The 14,777-nt window shown below is 66.3% G+C and carries 16 protein-coding genes; 3 read left to right on the top strand and 13 right to left on the bottom strand.

The annotated features are described in order from the left end of the window. Nucleotides 1–14: 14 nt before the first annotated feature. Entirely contained in the window at nucleotides 15–545 is a 531-nt protein-coding gene (locus G510_RS0101410) for a TetR/AcrR family transcriptional regulator (protein ID WP_029152131.1), read from the bottom strand. Nucleotides 546–595: 50 nt separating this feature from the next. Here G510_RS0101410 and G510_RS0101415 point away from each other — a divergent pair, with 50 nt between their 5' ends. Then, complete coding sequence (locus G510_RS0101415; protein WP_245563204.1) at nucleotides 596–1,324, top strand: MBL fold metallo-hydrolase; 729 nt, start codon at nucleotides 596–598, stop codon at nucleotides 1,322–1,324. A 62-nt stretch (nucleotides 1,325–1,386) separates the two neighbouring features. Here the strand turns inward: G510_RS0101415 and G510_RS0101420 are convergent, their stop codons facing one another. The 4 genes from G510_RS0101420 to melA all read right to left on the bottom strand — a co-directional run bounded on the left by G510_RS0101420 (nucleotide 1,387) and on the right by melA (nucleotide 5,539). Continuing rightward, nucleotides 1,387–2,349 carry an amidohydrolase family protein gene (locus tag G510_RS0101420; protein WP_245563205.1) on the bottom strand — a complete coding sequence of 321 codons (963 nt, stop codon included), beginning with the start codon at nucleotides 2,347–2,349 and terminating at the stop codon, nucleotides 1,387–1,389. A gap of 118 nt (nucleotides 2,350–2,467) precedes the next feature. Next, entirely contained in the window at nucleotides 2,468–3,328 is an 861-nt protein-coding gene (locus G510_RS14950) for an endo alpha-1,4 polygalactosaminidase (RefSeq protein ID WP_084644135.1), read from the bottom strand. A 43-nt stretch (nucleotides 3,329–3,371) separates the two neighbouring features. Next, a complete protein-coding gene (locus G510_RS0101430; RefSeq protein ID WP_029152134.1) occupies nucleotides 3,372–4,223 on the bottom strand; it encodes a class II fructose-bisphosphate aldolase in 852 nt (283 codons plus the stop codon). Then, entirely contained in the window at nucleotides 4,220–5,539 is a 1,320-nt protein-coding gene (melA, locus tag G510_RS0101435; protein WP_029152135.1) for an alpha-glucosidase/alpha-galactosidase, read from the bottom strand. Before melA ends, G510_RS0101430 begins: the two co-directional genes overlap by 4 nt. A gap of 123 nt (nucleotides 5,540–5,662) precedes the next feature. Between melA and G510_RS0101440 the strand changes: the two genes are divergently transcribed. Beyond that, entirely contained in the window at nucleotides 5,663–6,484 is an 822-nt protein-coding gene (locus G510_RS0101440; RefSeq protein ID WP_029152136.1) for a DeoR/GlpR family DNA-binding transcription regulator, read from the top strand. A gap of 15 nt (nucleotides 6,485–6,499) precedes the next feature. Here G510_RS0101440 and G510_RS0101445 read toward each other — a convergent pair whose 3' ends face one another. The 6 genes from G510_RS0101445 to G510_RS0101470 form a co-directional block, all read right to left on the bottom strand. Beyond that, nucleotides 6,500–7,438, bottom strand: a complete 939-nt coding sequence (locus G510_RS0101445) for a 1-phosphofructokinase family hexose kinase (RefSeq protein WP_029152137.1) — start codon at nucleotides 7,436–7,438, stop codon at nucleotides 6,500–6,502. After that, entirely contained in the window at nucleotides 7,435–8,391 is a 957-nt protein-coding gene (locus G510_RS0101450; RefSeq protein WP_029152138.1) for a carbohydrate kinase family protein, read from the bottom strand. The genes G510_RS0101445 and G510_RS0101450 overlap by 4 nt, the downstream gene beginning before the upstream one ends. Then, nucleotides 8,391–9,287: a carbohydrate ABC transporter permease gene (locus G510_RS0101455; RefSeq protein WP_084644137.1), complete on the bottom strand. Its 897-nt coding sequence runs from the start codon at nucleotides 9,285–9,287 to the stop codon at nucleotides 8,391–8,393. Before G510_RS0101455 ends, G510_RS0101450 begins: the two co-directional genes overlap by 1 nt. Beyond that, nucleotides 9,284–10,204, bottom strand: coding sequence for a carbohydrate ABC transporter permease (locus G510_RS0101460; RefSeq protein WP_029152140.1), 921 nt, complete (start codon nucleotides 10,202–10,204; stop codon nucleotides 9,284–9,286). Before G510_RS0101460 ends, G510_RS0101455 begins: the two co-directional genes overlap by 4 nt. Beyond that, a complete protein-coding gene (locus G510_RS0101465; RefSeq protein WP_051216137.1) occupies nucleotides 10,201–11,538 on the bottom strand; it encodes an ABC transporter substrate-binding protein in 1,338 nt (445 codons plus the stop codon). Before G510_RS0101465 ends, G510_RS0101460 begins: the two co-directional genes overlap by 4 nt. Before the next feature lie 81 nt (nucleotides 11,539–11,619). Beyond that, nucleotides 11,620–12,504 (bottom strand): SIS domain-containing protein, encoded by an 885-nt coding sequence (locus G510_RS0101470; RefSeq protein ID WP_029152142.1) that lies wholly within the window; start codon nucleotides 12,502–12,504, stop codon nucleotides 11,620–11,622. Nucleotides 12,505–12,740: 236 nt separating this feature from the next. Between G510_RS0101470 and G510_RS0101475 the strand changes: the two genes are divergently transcribed. Continuing rightward, the gene (locus G510_RS0101475) at nucleotides 12,741–13,946 is read left to right on the top strand and encodes a N(5)-(carboxyethyl)ornithine synthase (RefSeq protein ID WP_051216139.1); all 1,206 of its coding nucleotides are present in this window, start codon (nucleotides 12,741–12,743) and stop codon (nucleotides 13,944–13,946) included. Between the two features lie 3 nt (nucleotides 13,947–13,949). Here the strand turns inward: G510_RS0101475 and G510_RS0101480 are convergent, their stop codons facing one another. Both G510_RS0101480 and G510_RS0101485 read right to left on the bottom strand, forming a co-directional pair. Further along, nucleotides 13,950–14,504 carry a DUF488 domain-containing protein gene (locus G510_RS0101480; RefSeq protein WP_029152144.1) on the bottom strand — a complete coding sequence of 185 codons (555 nt, stop codon included), beginning with the start codon at nucleotides 14,502–14,504 and terminating at the stop codon, nucleotides 13,950–13,952. 12 nt (nucleotides 14,505–14,516) lie between these two features. After that, complete coding sequence (locus tag G510_RS0101485; protein ID WP_029152145.1) at nucleotides 14,517–14,729, bottom strand: hypervirulence associated TUDOR domain-containing protein; 213 nt, start codon at nucleotides 14,727–14,729, stop codon at nucleotides 14,517–14,519. Between the last annotated feature and the right edge of the window lie 48 nt (nucleotides 14,730–14,777).

Here is a 14,777-nt window from a genome sequence, read left to right on the forward strand (position 1 = left end):
GACGGCGCCATGCCTCACACGGATTCGCGGAGTCCCGCGACGAGCGTGCGCACGCCGTAGTCGAACGCACCCGACACGTCTCCGCCGAGTCGAAACGCTCCCGACAGCTCCATCTGCAGGAAGCCCGTCGCCCAGGCGGTGAACAGTCGCGCCGCATCGAGCGCACGTTCGTCGCCGACGATCTCCGCGAGAGTGCGGATCACCGGCTGCGCTGATCGTCGCAGCGCTTCTTCGGGAGCCGCACCAGTGAAGATGAGGTGGAAGGCCTCGGGATGCGCGTGGCCGAATGCGCGATACGCCTCCGCGAGGAGAACCGGATCGGGAGCCGCCTCCACCAATCGCGCCGCGAGTGCATCGACCGACGCCTCTGCGACGGCGGCCACCAGAGCCGCCCTGTCGGCGAAGCGCTTGTACAGCGATGGGGCGCGAACACCGACGCGCGCGGCGACGGCCTGCATCGTGAGCCCCTCGATCCCATGCTCCTCGAGGATCGCGCCGGCCGCAGCGATGACCTGTTCATTCGTGGTGCGCGGTGGTGCGGGCATCCGTTCTCCTTGGCTATTGACATTAGCCATCATGGGTGCATACCGTGTGCATGTCAACCGAAGGGATCACCGTGAAGCTCGCCCCCTCCCTGCACCGCCTCGGCAACGACATCGTCGCCTGCTACATGCTCGATCTGCCCGACGGCATCACGCTGATCGACGCCGGCCTCCCGGGACACTGGAACGACCTTCTGCGGGAACTTGACGCGGTCGGCCGTCCGCTAGCCGACGTTCGCGGACTCGTCCTGACCCACGGCGACAGCGACCACATCGGCTTCGCCGAGCGCCTGCGCCGAGAGACCGGCGTTCCGATCTTCATTCATGCTGCGGACGCGCACCGTGCACGCACGAGCGAGAAACCGAAGACCGCGATGGGGCCGTTGAGACTCGGTCCGACACTCGGATTCCTTGCCTACGGTTTGCGCAAGAACGCAGTGCGTACGCGGCATGTCGAGGAGCTCGTCGAAATCGATGACGGTCACGCGCTCGACCTCCCGGGCGCGCCCCGGATCGTCGGCCTTCCCGGACACTCCCCCGGCAGCATCGCCGTGCACGTGCCCGCCGTCGACGCTGTCTTCGTCGGTGATGCGCTTACGACCAGGCACGTACTGACCGGACATACGGGCGCCCAGCTCGCGCCCTTCACGGATGACCGCGCTGGTGCGCTCGCGTCGATCGACCAGCTCTCCCAGGTGTCCGCGTCGTGGGTGCTTCCGGGTCACGGCGCGCCGTGGCACGGCTCACCCGTCGACATCGCGGCCGCGATCCGTGAGCCCTAACGAGCACACGCGCACAGAGCGACCGGAAACGATCACCGGTGCTCGCTACTCACGAGGCCGCCTCAAAGCCCCAGCACTCGGCGAGCGTTGTCGGCATACAGGCCTGACAGCAGCCGTCGAGGAATGTCCGCTCCGGAGATCGCCCACCGCCCCTGCGGAGGGATGTCCTCCCCGGCCGCATAATCGAAGCTCTCGTCGTCGGTCTCGAGGAATCGGAAATGCGTGTGCAGGTCTTGTTCGTCGAGCGGGAACGCGTCTGTGCCGAACAGCACGCGATCCGGATACTTCTCCACGAGCCGACGAAATCGGCGCGGCTGACGCCCCAACTCGGCGAGGCGGCCCGCAATGTCGATCGACAGATTGGGCGCACCGTTCAGAAGCCGCTCGACGCGATCAAGGTCTTCCGCCACACAACCGACATGAGCACCGATGTACTGCGTGCCCGGCGTCGCGCTCAGCAGCCGCTCGAATGATTCGATGAGATCGTCGAATCGTGGAAACCTCGCGCGATCGGCGAAAGACCACTGCGGCATCGCGGAGAGCTCGTCAATGCGCTCGTTGCGTTCATCGAGAGGATCGAAGAACGCACGCGGGTCGGCGACGTGAATCAGCACGGGCAGGCCGAGTTCGCCGGCGACGTTGAGAATGTGCACGACCTCCGGCGCGTCCGGCAGCACAAGGGCGCCGTGTGAGCCACGCACCGACAACCCGAGGTTCTTCCAGACCTTCACCCCGCGCGCTCCCCGCGCCGCCGATTCTCGAAGCTGACGTTCGATGGCCTCGACGCCGTGGGGCTCGGCCAGCAGATCCCAGTCGAGCTGGCAGAAGGTGACGAGACGTCCGGGATGAGCGCGGTCGTATCGATCGAGGTTGGCTTCCAGCTCGTCGCCCCAGCGCCCATCGAGGTTCACGATCGCCGCGAGGTTGGTCTCGTCCATGAGATCGACGAGGCGGGCGACATCGGGGGCGCACCAATCATCGGTGAGCCAGCGCCCCAGGTGATTATGTACGTCGATCGCGGGCACGATCGCACGATGCACGTGCGTCGCCGGCAGGCTCACCTGCGCGCGCGGCCGCCAGCATGCCAGAAGCAGTTCAGATTCCGTCGCAGAATCAGACGGTTCGATCATGCTGTCGGACATCTCAGCACGCGTCGTAGACGTATCCGGAGCTGCCCGCGGGCACCAGCTCGACGTCCCGGAGGATCGTCAGCGGCGCGCGATCTGCGAGCACGCACACCTCATCGAACGTCATCCCCGCTTTCTCGAGCGCCTCGGGATACTCGATCTGCAGGACGTGGTCGCCGTAGACATCGGTGTATGCGGCGCATTCCTGCCACACACCGCACTCCTCCGTGACGGCGAAGTCGAAGCCGATCTCGTCGTGTGCGACCTGCGTGATCTCGGCGGAGTTCTTCTGCGCAATGGCCATGCCCGCGTCGTGTGTGCGCGTGACGTACGCCTCCGCCAGTGCGTGCGCCCCTGATTCATCGATCTCGTCGAACCGCGTCCAGGTATCGAGGTTGTCGATCTCGACCGCGTCGAACCCGTCGTCCTCGCACCCATCGATAACGGGGCCGAGGATCTCGAGGATGCCGTCTCGTTGGGCCGAAGTGCTGGGATCCAAGACATACTCGTCCGGCCATTCCGGGTCGATGACGAGCTCACCGTTCGAATCGTGCAGCAACAGGTCCTCGCGCTCGAGCCAGAACTCCGCATCGTCGGGCTGCGTCTGAAATCCATTGACGTAGCAGACGCTGTAGGCGCCGTCGAGCGGCTCGGATGTCGCGTCGCGCACGACGACGTCGATCGCAGTGGGACCTCCCCCGAGATCCAGCTCGTCGTACGACCCGCCGAGCTGGTAGTCGAACACCCCGCTCGTCGGCGGTAAAGCGACGTCGCTGCTCTCGCTGGCGGGCGTCACAGCATCGGCCGCTCCGGCAGAGCACGCGACGAGCAGTGAGGCGGCAATAATCGCGCCGCCGAGGGACGTGAGTTTCTTCATGGCAGGGGTCACTTTCGTCGACGTTATCGTGCGAGACTGCCGATCAGGGCGCAACGAGCAGCGCGCTGAGCCGAGCTGCGGACTCCGTGACGGCCTCACGAGCGGGCGCGAGGTAGCGGCGAGGATCCGTGACGTGCGCGTCTGCGGCGAGCGAGGCGCGAACACGATCCGTGTACCCGACGTTCAGTGCGGTACCCACGTTGATCTTCCGGATCCCCCGCGCGACGGCATCTCGCAGGACCTTGGTGGGAACGCCGGACGACCCATGCAGCACGAGCGGCACGGGCACCGTCTCCGCGAGACGTTCGATCAGGTCGAGGTCGAGGTCGGCCGTGGCGGTGGTCATCGCGTGCGAACTGCCGACGGCGACGGCGAGACCGTCCACACGGGTTTCCGCGACGAAGGCCGCTGCCTCGTACGGATCGGTGCGCGTTCCGGGCGCGTGCGCACCGTTCTTGCCACCGATCTCCCCCAGCTCCGCCTCGACCCACAGGGACGTGCGATGTGCCTCGGCAACGAGCTCGGCTGTCACAGCGACGTTCTCGGCGTAGTCGAGATGCGCGGCGTCGACCATGATCGAGCTGACGCCCAGCGGCCAGGCTTCGGCGATGCCCGCTCGCGCAAGCGACAGGTCCTGCACGTGATCGAGATGGATCGCAACGGATGACGACGACGCCGCCGCGATCTCACGACTTGCGGCGACGATCGGGGCCAGTCGACCGCCGTGATAGCGGATAGCGTTCTCGCTGATCTGCAGGATCCCGGGGGCGCCAGAACTCTCCAGGCCCGCAACGATCCCCTCCGCGTGCTCGAGGCTGATGACGTTGAAGGCAATGACCGCACCGCGTTCGCGTACGGCGTCCGCGATGAGCGCGCCTGTCGTTGCAAGCGTCATTGTGCGCCGGCCGCTGTGCGATGACGAAGCGCACCCGGAAGCAGTTCGCCATGGGCCTCGGTGAGTTCGTCGCAGACCTGCCAGATCTCGTCAGGTGTGAGCGTCGATTGCGCGTTCGGATCCATCAGCACGGCCTGCCGCACGAGCAGAGGGTCGCCCGTTCGCGCCGCCTCGACCGCGAGTCGGCCGACCGACACGTACGGCATATTGACCGCGGCGCACTGGATGGGAATCGACCCCATCGCGATCGGTGTGATCCCCGATGCGTCGACCGATGCGGGCACTTCGACGACGCAATCCTCAGGGAGGTTGTCGATGAGGCCCCGGTTCGGCACATTCACGTGCACCTCGCGCGGCGTGCCGGTTACGAGGGAGTGGATGATCTGCGGTGCGTACTCGCTCGCCCCGTCATCCGGCAGCTCGAGGTCGCGTCCGGCGTCGAGCGCGTCGCGCGTCGCTTCAAACTCCGCGACGTTCTCGCGGCTGATGCCGACGTATTCGAGGGGTTCGAGCCGGAAGCGCTGGACCTGTTCGTCGGAACGGAGGAACCACGACAGGTACTCAGACGAATGTTCGCTCGTCTCAGTCGGGTAATAGCCGAGTCGCTGGAACATTTCGACCCGCACGCGGCGAGCGAGGTCGTCATCACCACGGATGCGCTCGCGCAGCTGCGGGTACAGGTCCTCACCGCGATGCGTCCATTCGAGCAGCCACGCTTGGTGGTTGACGCCTGCTGCGCGGTAGTGCGTTTCGTCGAACGGAACGTCGATGAGCTCGGCGAGATCGTTCGCCGTCCAGTGCACGCTGTGACAGAGCCCGACTGCCTTGATGTCCGGCGCCACGACCGACAGCCACCAGAGATTCATCGCCATCGGATTGGTGTAGCTCAGCAACCACGCATCGGGGCACAGCTCGCGCATGTCGTCGGCGATCGCCGTGAGCACCGGGAACGTGCGAAGCGCCCGGAAGACGCCGCCGATACCGGTCGTGTCGCCGATCGTTTGCCGCAGACCGTGCGCTGCAGGAATCTGCAGATCCGCGAGCGTGGCGTCGATGCCGCCGACTTGAACCATGTTGATGACGTAGTCGGCACCCTCAAGCGCTGTCCGTCGGTCCGTCGTCGCCGTGACGTCGGCACTCGTACCGAACCGGTCGTTCACGTGCTTCGCGGTTCCGGCGGCGACGGCCAGGCGGGCGTCGTCGATGTCGTGCAGCACGAGGCGCACGTCCGCGAGCTCCGGGTAGCGCAGGATGTCGGCGACCAGCTGACGCGTGAAAACGACACTTCCTGCACCAATGAATGCGATGTTGACCATTCCTCCATGATTGCGGACTGCGCATATTCCGCGCAATAATTACCGTAGGATGGAGTCAATTCGATCAGTTTTATGATCGAATGAACTCGTCATCACTCCAGATTCGAGCAGATAGGACGCCGCATGTCGGTCACCAACGATCTCGTACCGCACGCAACGTCGCGCCGCCGCGCGCAGCGCATGTCGAGCATCCTCAGGTACATCAACGAACACGGATCCGCGCGGCTCACCGAGATCGCGGACGAGCTCGGCGTATCCACCGCGACGATGCGACGCGATCTCGCGGACATGGACGATCAGGGGCTGCTCATCCGCTCGCACGGCGGGGCGCGAGCCCTCGATCCGGCGACGGAAGTCTCCGTCCAGCTCCGCGATTCGCGCTTCAAGGATGCCAAGCTGCGCATTGCCGAACATGCCGCGAGACTGCTGCCCGAGGGACAGTATTCGGTCGCAATCAGCGGAGGCACGACGGCGGCCGCCGTCGCGCGCGCGCTGACGTCCCGAGACGACCTGTCGGTGGCGACCAACGCCCTCACGACCGCCGCCGAGCTCGCGACCGGCAGCAACCTCACGGTGATCATGACGGGCGGTTTCATCCGCTTCAACTCGCTCGAAGCCGTCGGTGTGCTCGCGGAGAAGACGTTCAGCGCAATCAACGTCGGAACCGCATTCCTCGGCACCGACGGCATTAGTGCCCGGGGCGGTGCCACCACGCACAACGAGATCGAGGCCCGCACGAATCACGCAATGGTCGCGCAGGCCGATCGCGTCGTCGTCGTCGCGGACGGCTCGAAGATCGGTCGCGCAACGCTTGCGAAGGTCGCTGACCTCGACGAAATCGACGTTCTCGTGACCGATTCCAGCGCCGACCCCGATGAGCTCACGGCGATCGCCGCGGCTGGAGTCGATGTGCAGGTCGTGGCGGACGCGGCCCTACCTGCGTGAGGCCCACGGCGAGCGTCAGAGCGGCGCGTTCGCACGGTAGGCGCGCACCTCGACGCGTGCCGCGATCTCGCGCGCGAGCGACGGATCCAGCAGGCCCGCCCCCGGTATCTGCGCGTTGGCGACGCCCGCGCCCGTGGCCAGAGCGAGCGCGTTCGACAGCGACTCCCCCGCATCGAACGCCCTAGCGAGACCGCCGAGGAATGCGTCGCCACTTCCCACGGGGAAGCCACCGATCGGCCCGGCCATCTGCGCATGAAGCACCTGCGCGCCGTCGCACGACCAGGCGCCATCGGCGCCGTCGGTGACGACCGCCCTCGCCGTAGCCGAATCGAGACGGTCGTGCAGGCCAGATACGAGCTCATCCGGGGGCGCATCGGGCGCGTATCCGAGCAGTGCGACGGCCTCCGCCCGGTTCACCTTCACCAGGTCGGGTCCCTCTTCGATACCGCCGCTCAGCGCGGTGCCATGAGTATCCAGCGCGATGCTGCCGCCCGCGGCGCGCACGCGGCGCACGGCTCGCCGAGCATGATCCTCCGAGAGTCCGCCCGACAACAGGTACAGGCCGCGCTTGGAGCCCATCGCCTCGACAGCCGCATCCAGCGCATGTTCAACCTCGATGTCGTCGAGCGCCACGGCATGCTCATAGATCTCCGTCAACTCGCGCGACGAGCGATCGAACACCGACACACAGGTGCGCGTCGGGACGTGCCCGTCGATGATCCGCAGATGCAGTCCCTGGGCGCGTGCGTGCGCAGCGATGTCCGTTCCCGCACCTCCGGCCAACACTGCGGACGCGGCGACCCGGTCCGCGCCGAGCATCACGGCGACGCGTGCGGCGTTCAGCGATTTGCCGCCGGCGACCCGCACGACCTCGAGCGGGCGCTGGATCCCGTGAAGTCGCTCGATAACATAGGTGACATCGAGCGAGGGGCTGAGAGCGATCGCCGCGATCACGCCTCCATCGCCCCCATCAGCTCGGCGAGCGACGCCTGCGCGGCCGTGCCGCCGGGCTGAGTCGTCGACAGGGATCCGCACGTCGCTGCCCAGCGCAGCCGTCGCGATTCGTCGTCGACGCCGTGCGCGATGGCGGCGAGGTAGCCGGCGTCGAAGCTGTCCCCGGCCCCGGTCGTATCGACGACGTCCACCGTCAGTCCCGGCGCCCGCACGACGCCTCCGCCGTCGCCGATCGACCATCCGCCGCGAGCGCCGTCCTTCACGACCACTCGCGGTCCGCGTCGGGCCACGGCGCGCGCGAGGTCCTCATCGCCGCCGCCGACCGCCCCGATCGCCGCCGCAAGGGCTCGAAGCTCGCTGCCGTTGGGCAGCAGCACGTCGAGGTGCGGCAGGACGTCGGCGACGCCGCGCCACCGTTCGGCCGGATCCCAGTTCGTGTCGAGCGACGTCGTCCAGCCGAGGCTGTGCCCGCGGGCGAACACGTCGGGAAGATCCGCGGCGAGCGCCGGCTGGAGGAAGTAGCTCGCCGCATGAAGCACCCCGGGCGGCCCGTCCCACGCCTCGAGGCGCTCGAGCACATCGGCGCCGACGAGCGCGGGGATCGCCCCGAGCGACGTGAGGATCGCGCGATCTTCGGGCGCGGACAGGATCACGGACAGTCCGGTGGCCGCTGCGTCGTCGACGATCACATCCGCGACGTCGACGCTGCGCGAGCGGAGTGCGTCGAGGGTGACCTCGCCGAAGGCGTCGCGGCCGACGCGAGCGATGAGCGACGTCGGGGCGCCGAGGTGCGCCGTTCCGCACGCGACGATCGACGCGGATCCGCCGAGCACGAGATCCGCACGGTCGAGCAGCTGTTCGGCCTGCCCGAACCGTGGCACGACGTCGCCGCCGAGTACGAGGTCGACGTTCGCGTCGCCGACGACGAGGATCGGCCGAACGGTATCGGTCATCATTTCACCCCGGAGAATGACATAGTGGCGATGAACTGGCGCTGCGCGAAGACGAAGAAGACGATGAGCGGCAGGGTCGCGATGACGTTGGACGCCATGAGGAGCGACCAGTCGGTGCGCCTGGCACCCTGGAAGTTCGTGATGCCGAGCTGCACGGTGAACGCGCTCGGATCGTTGATCGCGATGAGCGGCCAGACGAGGTCGTTCCAGGAACCGAGGAGCGTGAAGATGGCGAGCGTGGCGAGAGCCGGGCGCGCGAGCGGGAAGATGATCCGCCAGAAGGTACCGATCCGCGAACAGCCGTCGAGCAGCGCCGCCTCCTCGAGCTCGACGGGCAGCGACATGAAGAACTGCCGCATCAAGAAGATCCCGAAGACGCTTGCGAGCCAGGGCACGATCGCGGCCATGAGGGTGTCGATGATTCCGACGCGCGCGAACATCACGTACGTCGGCACCATGAGCAGCTGGGTCGGGATCATGATCGTCGCGACGATCATGAGGAAGCTCACGTTCCGTCCGGCGAACGTCAGGCGTGCGAAGCCGTAACCGGCGAGTGAGCAGAGCACGATGTGGGACGCGATGCCGACAGCGGACACGATCACGGAGTTACCGAGCCACAGGAGGATGTCGGACTGCTCGAACAGTTTCACGTATCCGTCGAGAGTCAGACGCGATGGAATGAACGACGGCGGAAAGGTATTGATCTCGGATTCCGGCGTCAGAGACGTCAGGAACATCTGAAGGAACGGAATCGAGAACACGAGCGCGACCGGCACGAGAAGGAGGTGGATCCACGAGCGACGGCGACGCTTGCGATTCGGCACGGTGAGAGTTCGCGTCGCATCGAGCGGCGCCGGCGGCGGTTGGGGCGGTCGGTGACCGATGAGAGCCGTCATAGCGCTCCTCCCTTGGCTGATCGTCGCTGCTGCACGACGACGAAGATGGTGATGGCGAGAGTGACGGCGAACAGCCCGTATGCGACGGCCGATGCGTATCCGAACTCCAACTCTCGGAACGCGGCGTTCCACAGGTAGTACACGATCGTCTCGGTCGCGCCGAGCGGCCCGCCCCTGGTCGTCGTATAGACCACGTCGAAGAGTTGGATCGCTTGAATGCCCTGCCAGATCGTGACGAACACCGTGATCGGCGCGAGCTGCGGGAAGACCACGCGCCAGAACGCCTGCCATTTGGTCGCGCCATCAACCGTCGCCGCCTCCGTGAGCTCGGCGGGGATGTCTTGGAGAGCCGCGAGGTAGATCACCGTCGTGAGCGCGGCTTGGCCCCACACCGACATGATCGCGATGACGAGCATCGCCTGCGAGGGATCTTCGAGCCACCCCTGCTGCGGCAGGCGGAGGACGCGCAGAACGTTGTTCACGAGACCGAACTGCGGGTTGAACAGGTAGGTCGTGAGAATGCCGGTGGCCGCGGCCGACACCACGAAGGGGAGGAAGATGAGCGTGCGATACACGCCGATGAGGACGACTTTTCGATTGAGGGCGACGGCGAGCCCGAGCCCGAGCAGAACCGACGCCGGCACGAACATCGCCGTGTAGACGATCGTGTGCACGACAGCGTCGGCGAGCCCGGCATCCGTGGCCATCTCGGCGTAGTTGGCGCCGCCCACCCATTCGGGCGTCGAGAAACCGTCCCACTCCTGCAGCGAGAGGAGGAAGGCCCACACCGCTGGGAAGATCGTCAGGCCCAACACGATGATGGTCGCCGGCCCGATGAAACCCCACCCCGTCGCCGTGTCCCACATCCGGCGCACGCGCAACCTGCGCGTGCGCTCCGACATGGCGGCCGGGGTCATTCGTCCTCCAGAGCCGCTGTCGCTTCGTCGGCGGCCTGCCCGAGCGCTTCCTGCGGCTCAGCCTGGCCCTGCAGGACCTGCGAGATGGCGGTGCCGATCGCCTCGGACAGCTGCACGTAGCCCGATACCGTGGGGCGCGGGATCGTCGCGTTCGCGGTGTTCTCGGCCATCACCTCGATGCCCGGCATCGCCTCGATCTGCTTCTGGAACTCGGGCGAGTCGATCTCGCTCTCCCGCAGCGGGAGGTTGCCGTAGACGACGTTCCAGCGCTCGTCCTGCTCGGCGGCCGTCAGCCACTTCATGAACTCGTACGACCAGTACTCGCGGTTCGGATCGTCGTGATCGAACATCGCCCAGATGTCGGCGCCGGAGATGGTCGTGTGATTGCCGTCGACGCCCGGCAGCTGCACGACGCCGTAGTCGGTGCCGGCCGTCTGCAGGTCGTAGAGCATCCACGGACCCGACGTGATCATGCCGATCTGGTCGCTGGCGAAGAACGTGCCGAACTTCGTATCGGTCTGATCGAGGTAGACCGACCCGTCGTCGACGGCCATCTCCTGCAGGAGCGTGAGCGCTTCGACGCCTTCCGGCGAGTCGAACGTCGCCTCCCTGCCGTCGAGGATCTCGCCGCCGCGCTGCCAGAGATGCGGCCAGAACTGCCAGGTCGTCTCTTCGGATCCGGACACGGAGTATCCGTACCCGTACGTCTTCGTGGCGGGATCCGTGAGGTCGGCCGCCGCGTCGCGGAAGTCCTCCCAGGTCCAGTCGGCCGTCGGATAGTCGACGCCGGCGTCGTCGAAGACGGTCTTGTTGTAGATCAGCGAGATGTTGTCGACGACCGCCGGGAAGCCGATCGTCGGGCCGCCCTCTGGCTGCGCGGTCGCCTGCGCCGCGCCGGAGAATTCGTCCCACTTCACCTCCGCATCGTCCTGCACCTGATCCGTGATGTCGAGGGTTCGTCCCGAACCCGCCAGTTCGCTCGCCCACGATCCGAATGCGTAAGAGATGTCGGGATAGGTGCCGCCCGCGAAGGACGACGACAGCTTCTGGAGCAGATCCTCCGTCGACGGGGCGCCGGACGAGATCTCGATCGTGACATTCGGGTGATCCTCCTCGAACTCGTCGACGAGGCCCTCGAGGATCGTCTGCGCCTGGTCGGCCTGCCCCGTCCACCAGGTGATCGTGACGCCGGCGTCGGGATCGAGCTCCGTCGCAGGCTTCGAGCCCGACGAGCACGCGGCGAGGCCTACCGCGAGGCCCATCGCGAGCGCGCCAGCGGAGCCCCGCACGACGGCGCGACGCGTGTGGGAGATGTGGTGACCGAGATGACTCATGAGCTCTGCCTCCTTGCAGAATGGTGCATACATTGACTGTGCCTGTCGTCGACCGTGATTCCGTCGATGGATGAGAGTTCCTCAGCCCAGGACAACGGATCGGGTGAGGTGTCTCGGCGAATCGATATCGAGGCCGCGCGCCGAGGCGAGGTCAGCCGCGAGCGCCTGCGCGCGTGCGAGCTGCACGAGCGGATCGAACTCCTCGCACACGATTGTCGCGCGGGTTCGCCGGATATCGTGCTCGAGGTCATGTGCGAGCTCGCCGAACACGACGACGAGGGTCTCCTCGTGAGCGACCGCGATCGGTCCGTGCCGATAGTCGAGCGCGGGGTACGACTCGGACCATGCCTGCGCGGCCTCGCGAACCTTGAGCGCGGCCTCCTGCGCGAGTCCATAGGTCCACGTGCGTCCCAGGAAGACGAAGTGCGAGAAGTCGGATGCGCGGACCGCCGTCTCGCGCGAGAGCGCGTCTTCGGCCTGAGCCGGAAGATGGGTGACGTCCTCTCCGAATGAGCGACGAGCGAGCAGCAGCACCGTCGTCGGGAAGCGCGTCTGCACAACCGATTCTTCATCGGCGTAGTCGAGCACGAGCGCGCTGTCCACGGCCTCTGCGACCGGCGATGCCCCGACGCCGACGATGGCGGTCGTCGCGGTGCCGTCGGGGATCTGCGAGAGCACCGCGAGCACTTCGCTCGTCGTACCGGACCGGCTGATGACGACGACGCGATCATATTCTCTCCCCGGAGACCATTCGGATGCGTAGCCCGCATCCGAGACGCCGTATCCGGCCCGCTCTCGCAACTCGGCGATCGACTCCGCGACGAATGCGCTCGTCCCGCATCCGAGAAAGAGGACCCGCTCCCCCGGTTCCCCGAATGCGGGGACGTCGAGCGTCATGCTCAGCGCCTGTCGCCACACCCGGGGCTGGCTGAGGATCTCCTGCTGGGTCACGGTGCTCGTAGTCAATGGGTCCTGTCTTTCTCACTCGGTGGTGAGGTCCGCCCGCTTCGTTGTCGGCGAACCACGTGAACTCATCGTGCACAGTTTCCGCGCGAGTGTCACGATAACTGCTCGATTCGATCATTCTTGTTGAGCGTTTTAATGACATTTCGTGCAGTCACCGCGCTCGCAGAGCGAGCGACAAGCCTGCGACGCGTATGTTTAACAGCGGAGCTGTTTGGTTCCCAATGATGGGAGGCTGGATGTCCAGCACTGCTCAACCGTCCTTCGACGTCAATGCCACGTCAGCGCCTGCCCCGAGCGCGGGGCTCCTGACCCTCGGGCTGCTCGCAGGCTCGTCGATGGAGAACGAACGCCGACTTCCGATTCACCCTCATCACCTCGATTACATCGACGCCGACGTGCGAGCACGGATGATCGTGGAGCGCGGCTATGCCGCGGACTTCCATCTGGGACCCGGCTATATCGAGGCGCGCGTCGGCAGGGTCGCGGAACGGTCCGAAGTGATCGATTCTGCTGATGTGCTGTTGCTGCCGAAGCCGCAGGCGGCCGACGTCGCGGCCGTTCCGGAGGGCGGCGTGCTGTGGGGATGGCCCCACTGCGTGCAGGATGCGGCGATGACGCAGACGGCGATCGATCGTCGACTGACCCTCATCGCCTTCGAAGCGATGAACCATTGGACGGGGCAGGGCGATGTCAACCTGCACGTGTTCCACAAGAACAACGAGCTCGCCGGATACTGCTCGGTGCTGCACGCCCTGAGCCTCACCGGAACGACGGGAGACTACGGCCCGCGCCGCAGCGCGGTCGTCATCGGGTTCGGCGCAACGGCGCGCGGCGCGGTCACCGCGCTGAAGGCTCAGGGGATCCACGACGTGCAGGTGCTCACGCAGCGCGGCGTCGCGGCCGTCGGTTCGCCGATCCACAGCGCGCACATCACCCAGCTCAACACGGGTGACGGGCCTGCCCACCTCAGCACGGTCCTCACCGCGGACGGCGACGTCCTCCTCCCGGCCTTCCTCGCATTGCACGACATCGTCGTGAACTGCACGTTGCAGGACGTCGCGGCACCGATCACGTACCTGCGCACCGAGGATCTGGACGATTTCGCGCCGGGCAGCCTGATCATCGATGTCTCGTGCGATGAGGGCATGGGGTTCGAGTGGGCGAAGCCGACGACGTTCGATGATCCGATGTTCACCGTGGGATCGGGGGTCGACTACTACGGCGTCGACCACAGCCCGTCGTATCTGTGGAACTCGGCGACCTGGGAGATCAGCGCGGCGATCCTGCCGTTCCTGCGCACGGTTCTCGAAGGCCCGGAAGCGTGGTCCGAGGATCCCGCGATCTCCAACGCGATCGAAATAACCGACGGCGTGATCAGGAACCCGAGCATCCTGAGCTTCCAGGGTCGCGGCGCTGAGTACCCGCACCTGTTCGCACCGTAGAGCTCAGCCCGGTGACTGGTCCGGATACGTCACGAGGCCGTCGTTGCCGACAACGGGCGGCGCTCCCCATTGGCCGAGCACGTGCTCATGAACAGCGCCTTCAGGCAGCAGGTGCTTCACCATCCACGCCTCGGCGACGAGAGTATTGGCCACGATCAGGCGGTGACAGCGCCAGGGAACGGGCTCGCCGCACATGACCACCGTGCGTCGCGATCGCGCGAGCGCGGTGAGCTCCTCGATCCCCCGGCGGTAGTCACCGGTGAGGGTGTAGTCCGCGTAGTTCTTGAAGCTCGCGTTCTGCCAGGCGGCGTTGAGCTGCGAGTCGACGTCCTGGCGAGGGCGACGGCCGCCCAGATTCGGCAACCGCCGGTACTCGATGCTGTCCTCCGCCAGCCACCCAGCCATGGTGTCTGACCCGAACTGCGGACTGCGGCGGGAGCCGGGATGGGCGCGCACATCGACGAGCACCTCGATGTCGTGCTCGTCGAGCGGCGCGAGGAAGTCGGGAATCTCCAACGTCCAGTGGCCGATCGTCCAGATCTCGCGACGTTCATCCATCGTGCGGCTCGATCAGCGGATCCTGTGCAGCGCACCGGGCTTGTGCATCGCGATGTGGTTCGTCTTGTCGCTCTTGATCTCATACTGCGGATCATCGGGAGAACACCGGCGCGTATGCCCCTTGTACTCGGTGTCGCTGGTGTGCTTCTTGACGATGACGCCGGAGACCTCTCCGACTTCGGAATTCCAGCGAACGTGATCGCCGACGGCGAAATCCTTACTCATGGTCGCCTTCCTTTCACAAGGTGCCCGTGTTGGCCATCGTAGGCCTCG

The sequence above is a fragment of the Microbacterium gubbeenense DSM 15944 genome (assembly GCF_000422745.1).
In the GTDB taxonomy this organism is placed as follows: Bacteria; Actinomycetota; Actinomycetes; order Actinomycetales; family Microbacteriaceae; genus Microbacterium; species Microbacterium gubbeenense.

Coding starts and splice junctions, on each gene's coding strand:
- G510_RS14950 (WP_084644135.1), bottom strand. CDS start 3,328: ATGAAGAAACTCACGTCCCTCGGCGGCGCGATTATTGCCGCCTCACTG.
- G510_RS0101460 (WP_029152140.1), bottom strand. CDS start 10,204: ATGACCCCGGCCGCCATGTCGGAGCGCACGCGCAGGTTGCGCGTGCGC.
- G510_RS0101430 (WP_029152134.1), bottom strand. CDS start 4,223: ATGACGCTTGCAACGACAGGCGCGCTCATCGCGGACGCCGTACGCGAA.
- melA (WP_029152135.1), bottom strand. CDS start 5,539: ATGGTCAACATCGCATTCATTGGTGCAGGAAGTGTCGTTTTCACGCGT.
- G510_RS0101480 (WP_029152144.1), bottom strand. CDS start 14,504: ATGGATGAACGTCGCGAGATCTGGACGATCGGCCACTGGACGTTGGAG.
- G510_RS0101465 (WP_051216137.1), bottom strand. CDS start 11,538: ATGAGTCATCTCGGTCACCACATCTCCCACACGCGTCGCGCCGTCGTG.
- G510_RS0101455 (WP_084644137.1), bottom strand. CDS start 9,287: ATGACGGCTCTCATCGGTCACCGACCGCCCCAACCGCCGCCGGCGCCG.
- G510_RS0101415 (WP_245563204.1), top strand. CDS start 596: ATGTCAACCGAAGGGATCACCGTGAAGCTCGCCCCCTCCCTGCACCGC.
- G510_RS0101410 (WP_029152131.1), bottom strand. CDS start 545: ATGCCCGCACCACCGCGCACCACGAATGAACAGGTCATCGCTGCGGCC.
- G510_RS0101450 (WP_029152138.1), bottom strand. CDS start 8,391: ATGACCGATACCGTTCGGCCGATCCTCGTCGTCGGCGACGCGAACGTC.
- G510_RS0101475 (WP_051216139.1), top strand. CDS start 12,741: ATGTCCAGCACTGCTCAACCGTCCTTCGACGTCAATGCCACGTCAGCG.
- G510_RS0101485 (WP_029152145.1), bottom strand. CDS start 14,729: ATGAGTAAGGATTTCGCCGTCGGCGATCACGTTCGCTGGAATTCCGAA.
- G510_RS0101440 (WP_029152136.1), top strand. CDS start 5,663: ATGTCGGTCACCAACGATCTCGTACCGCACGCAACGTCGCGCCGCCGC.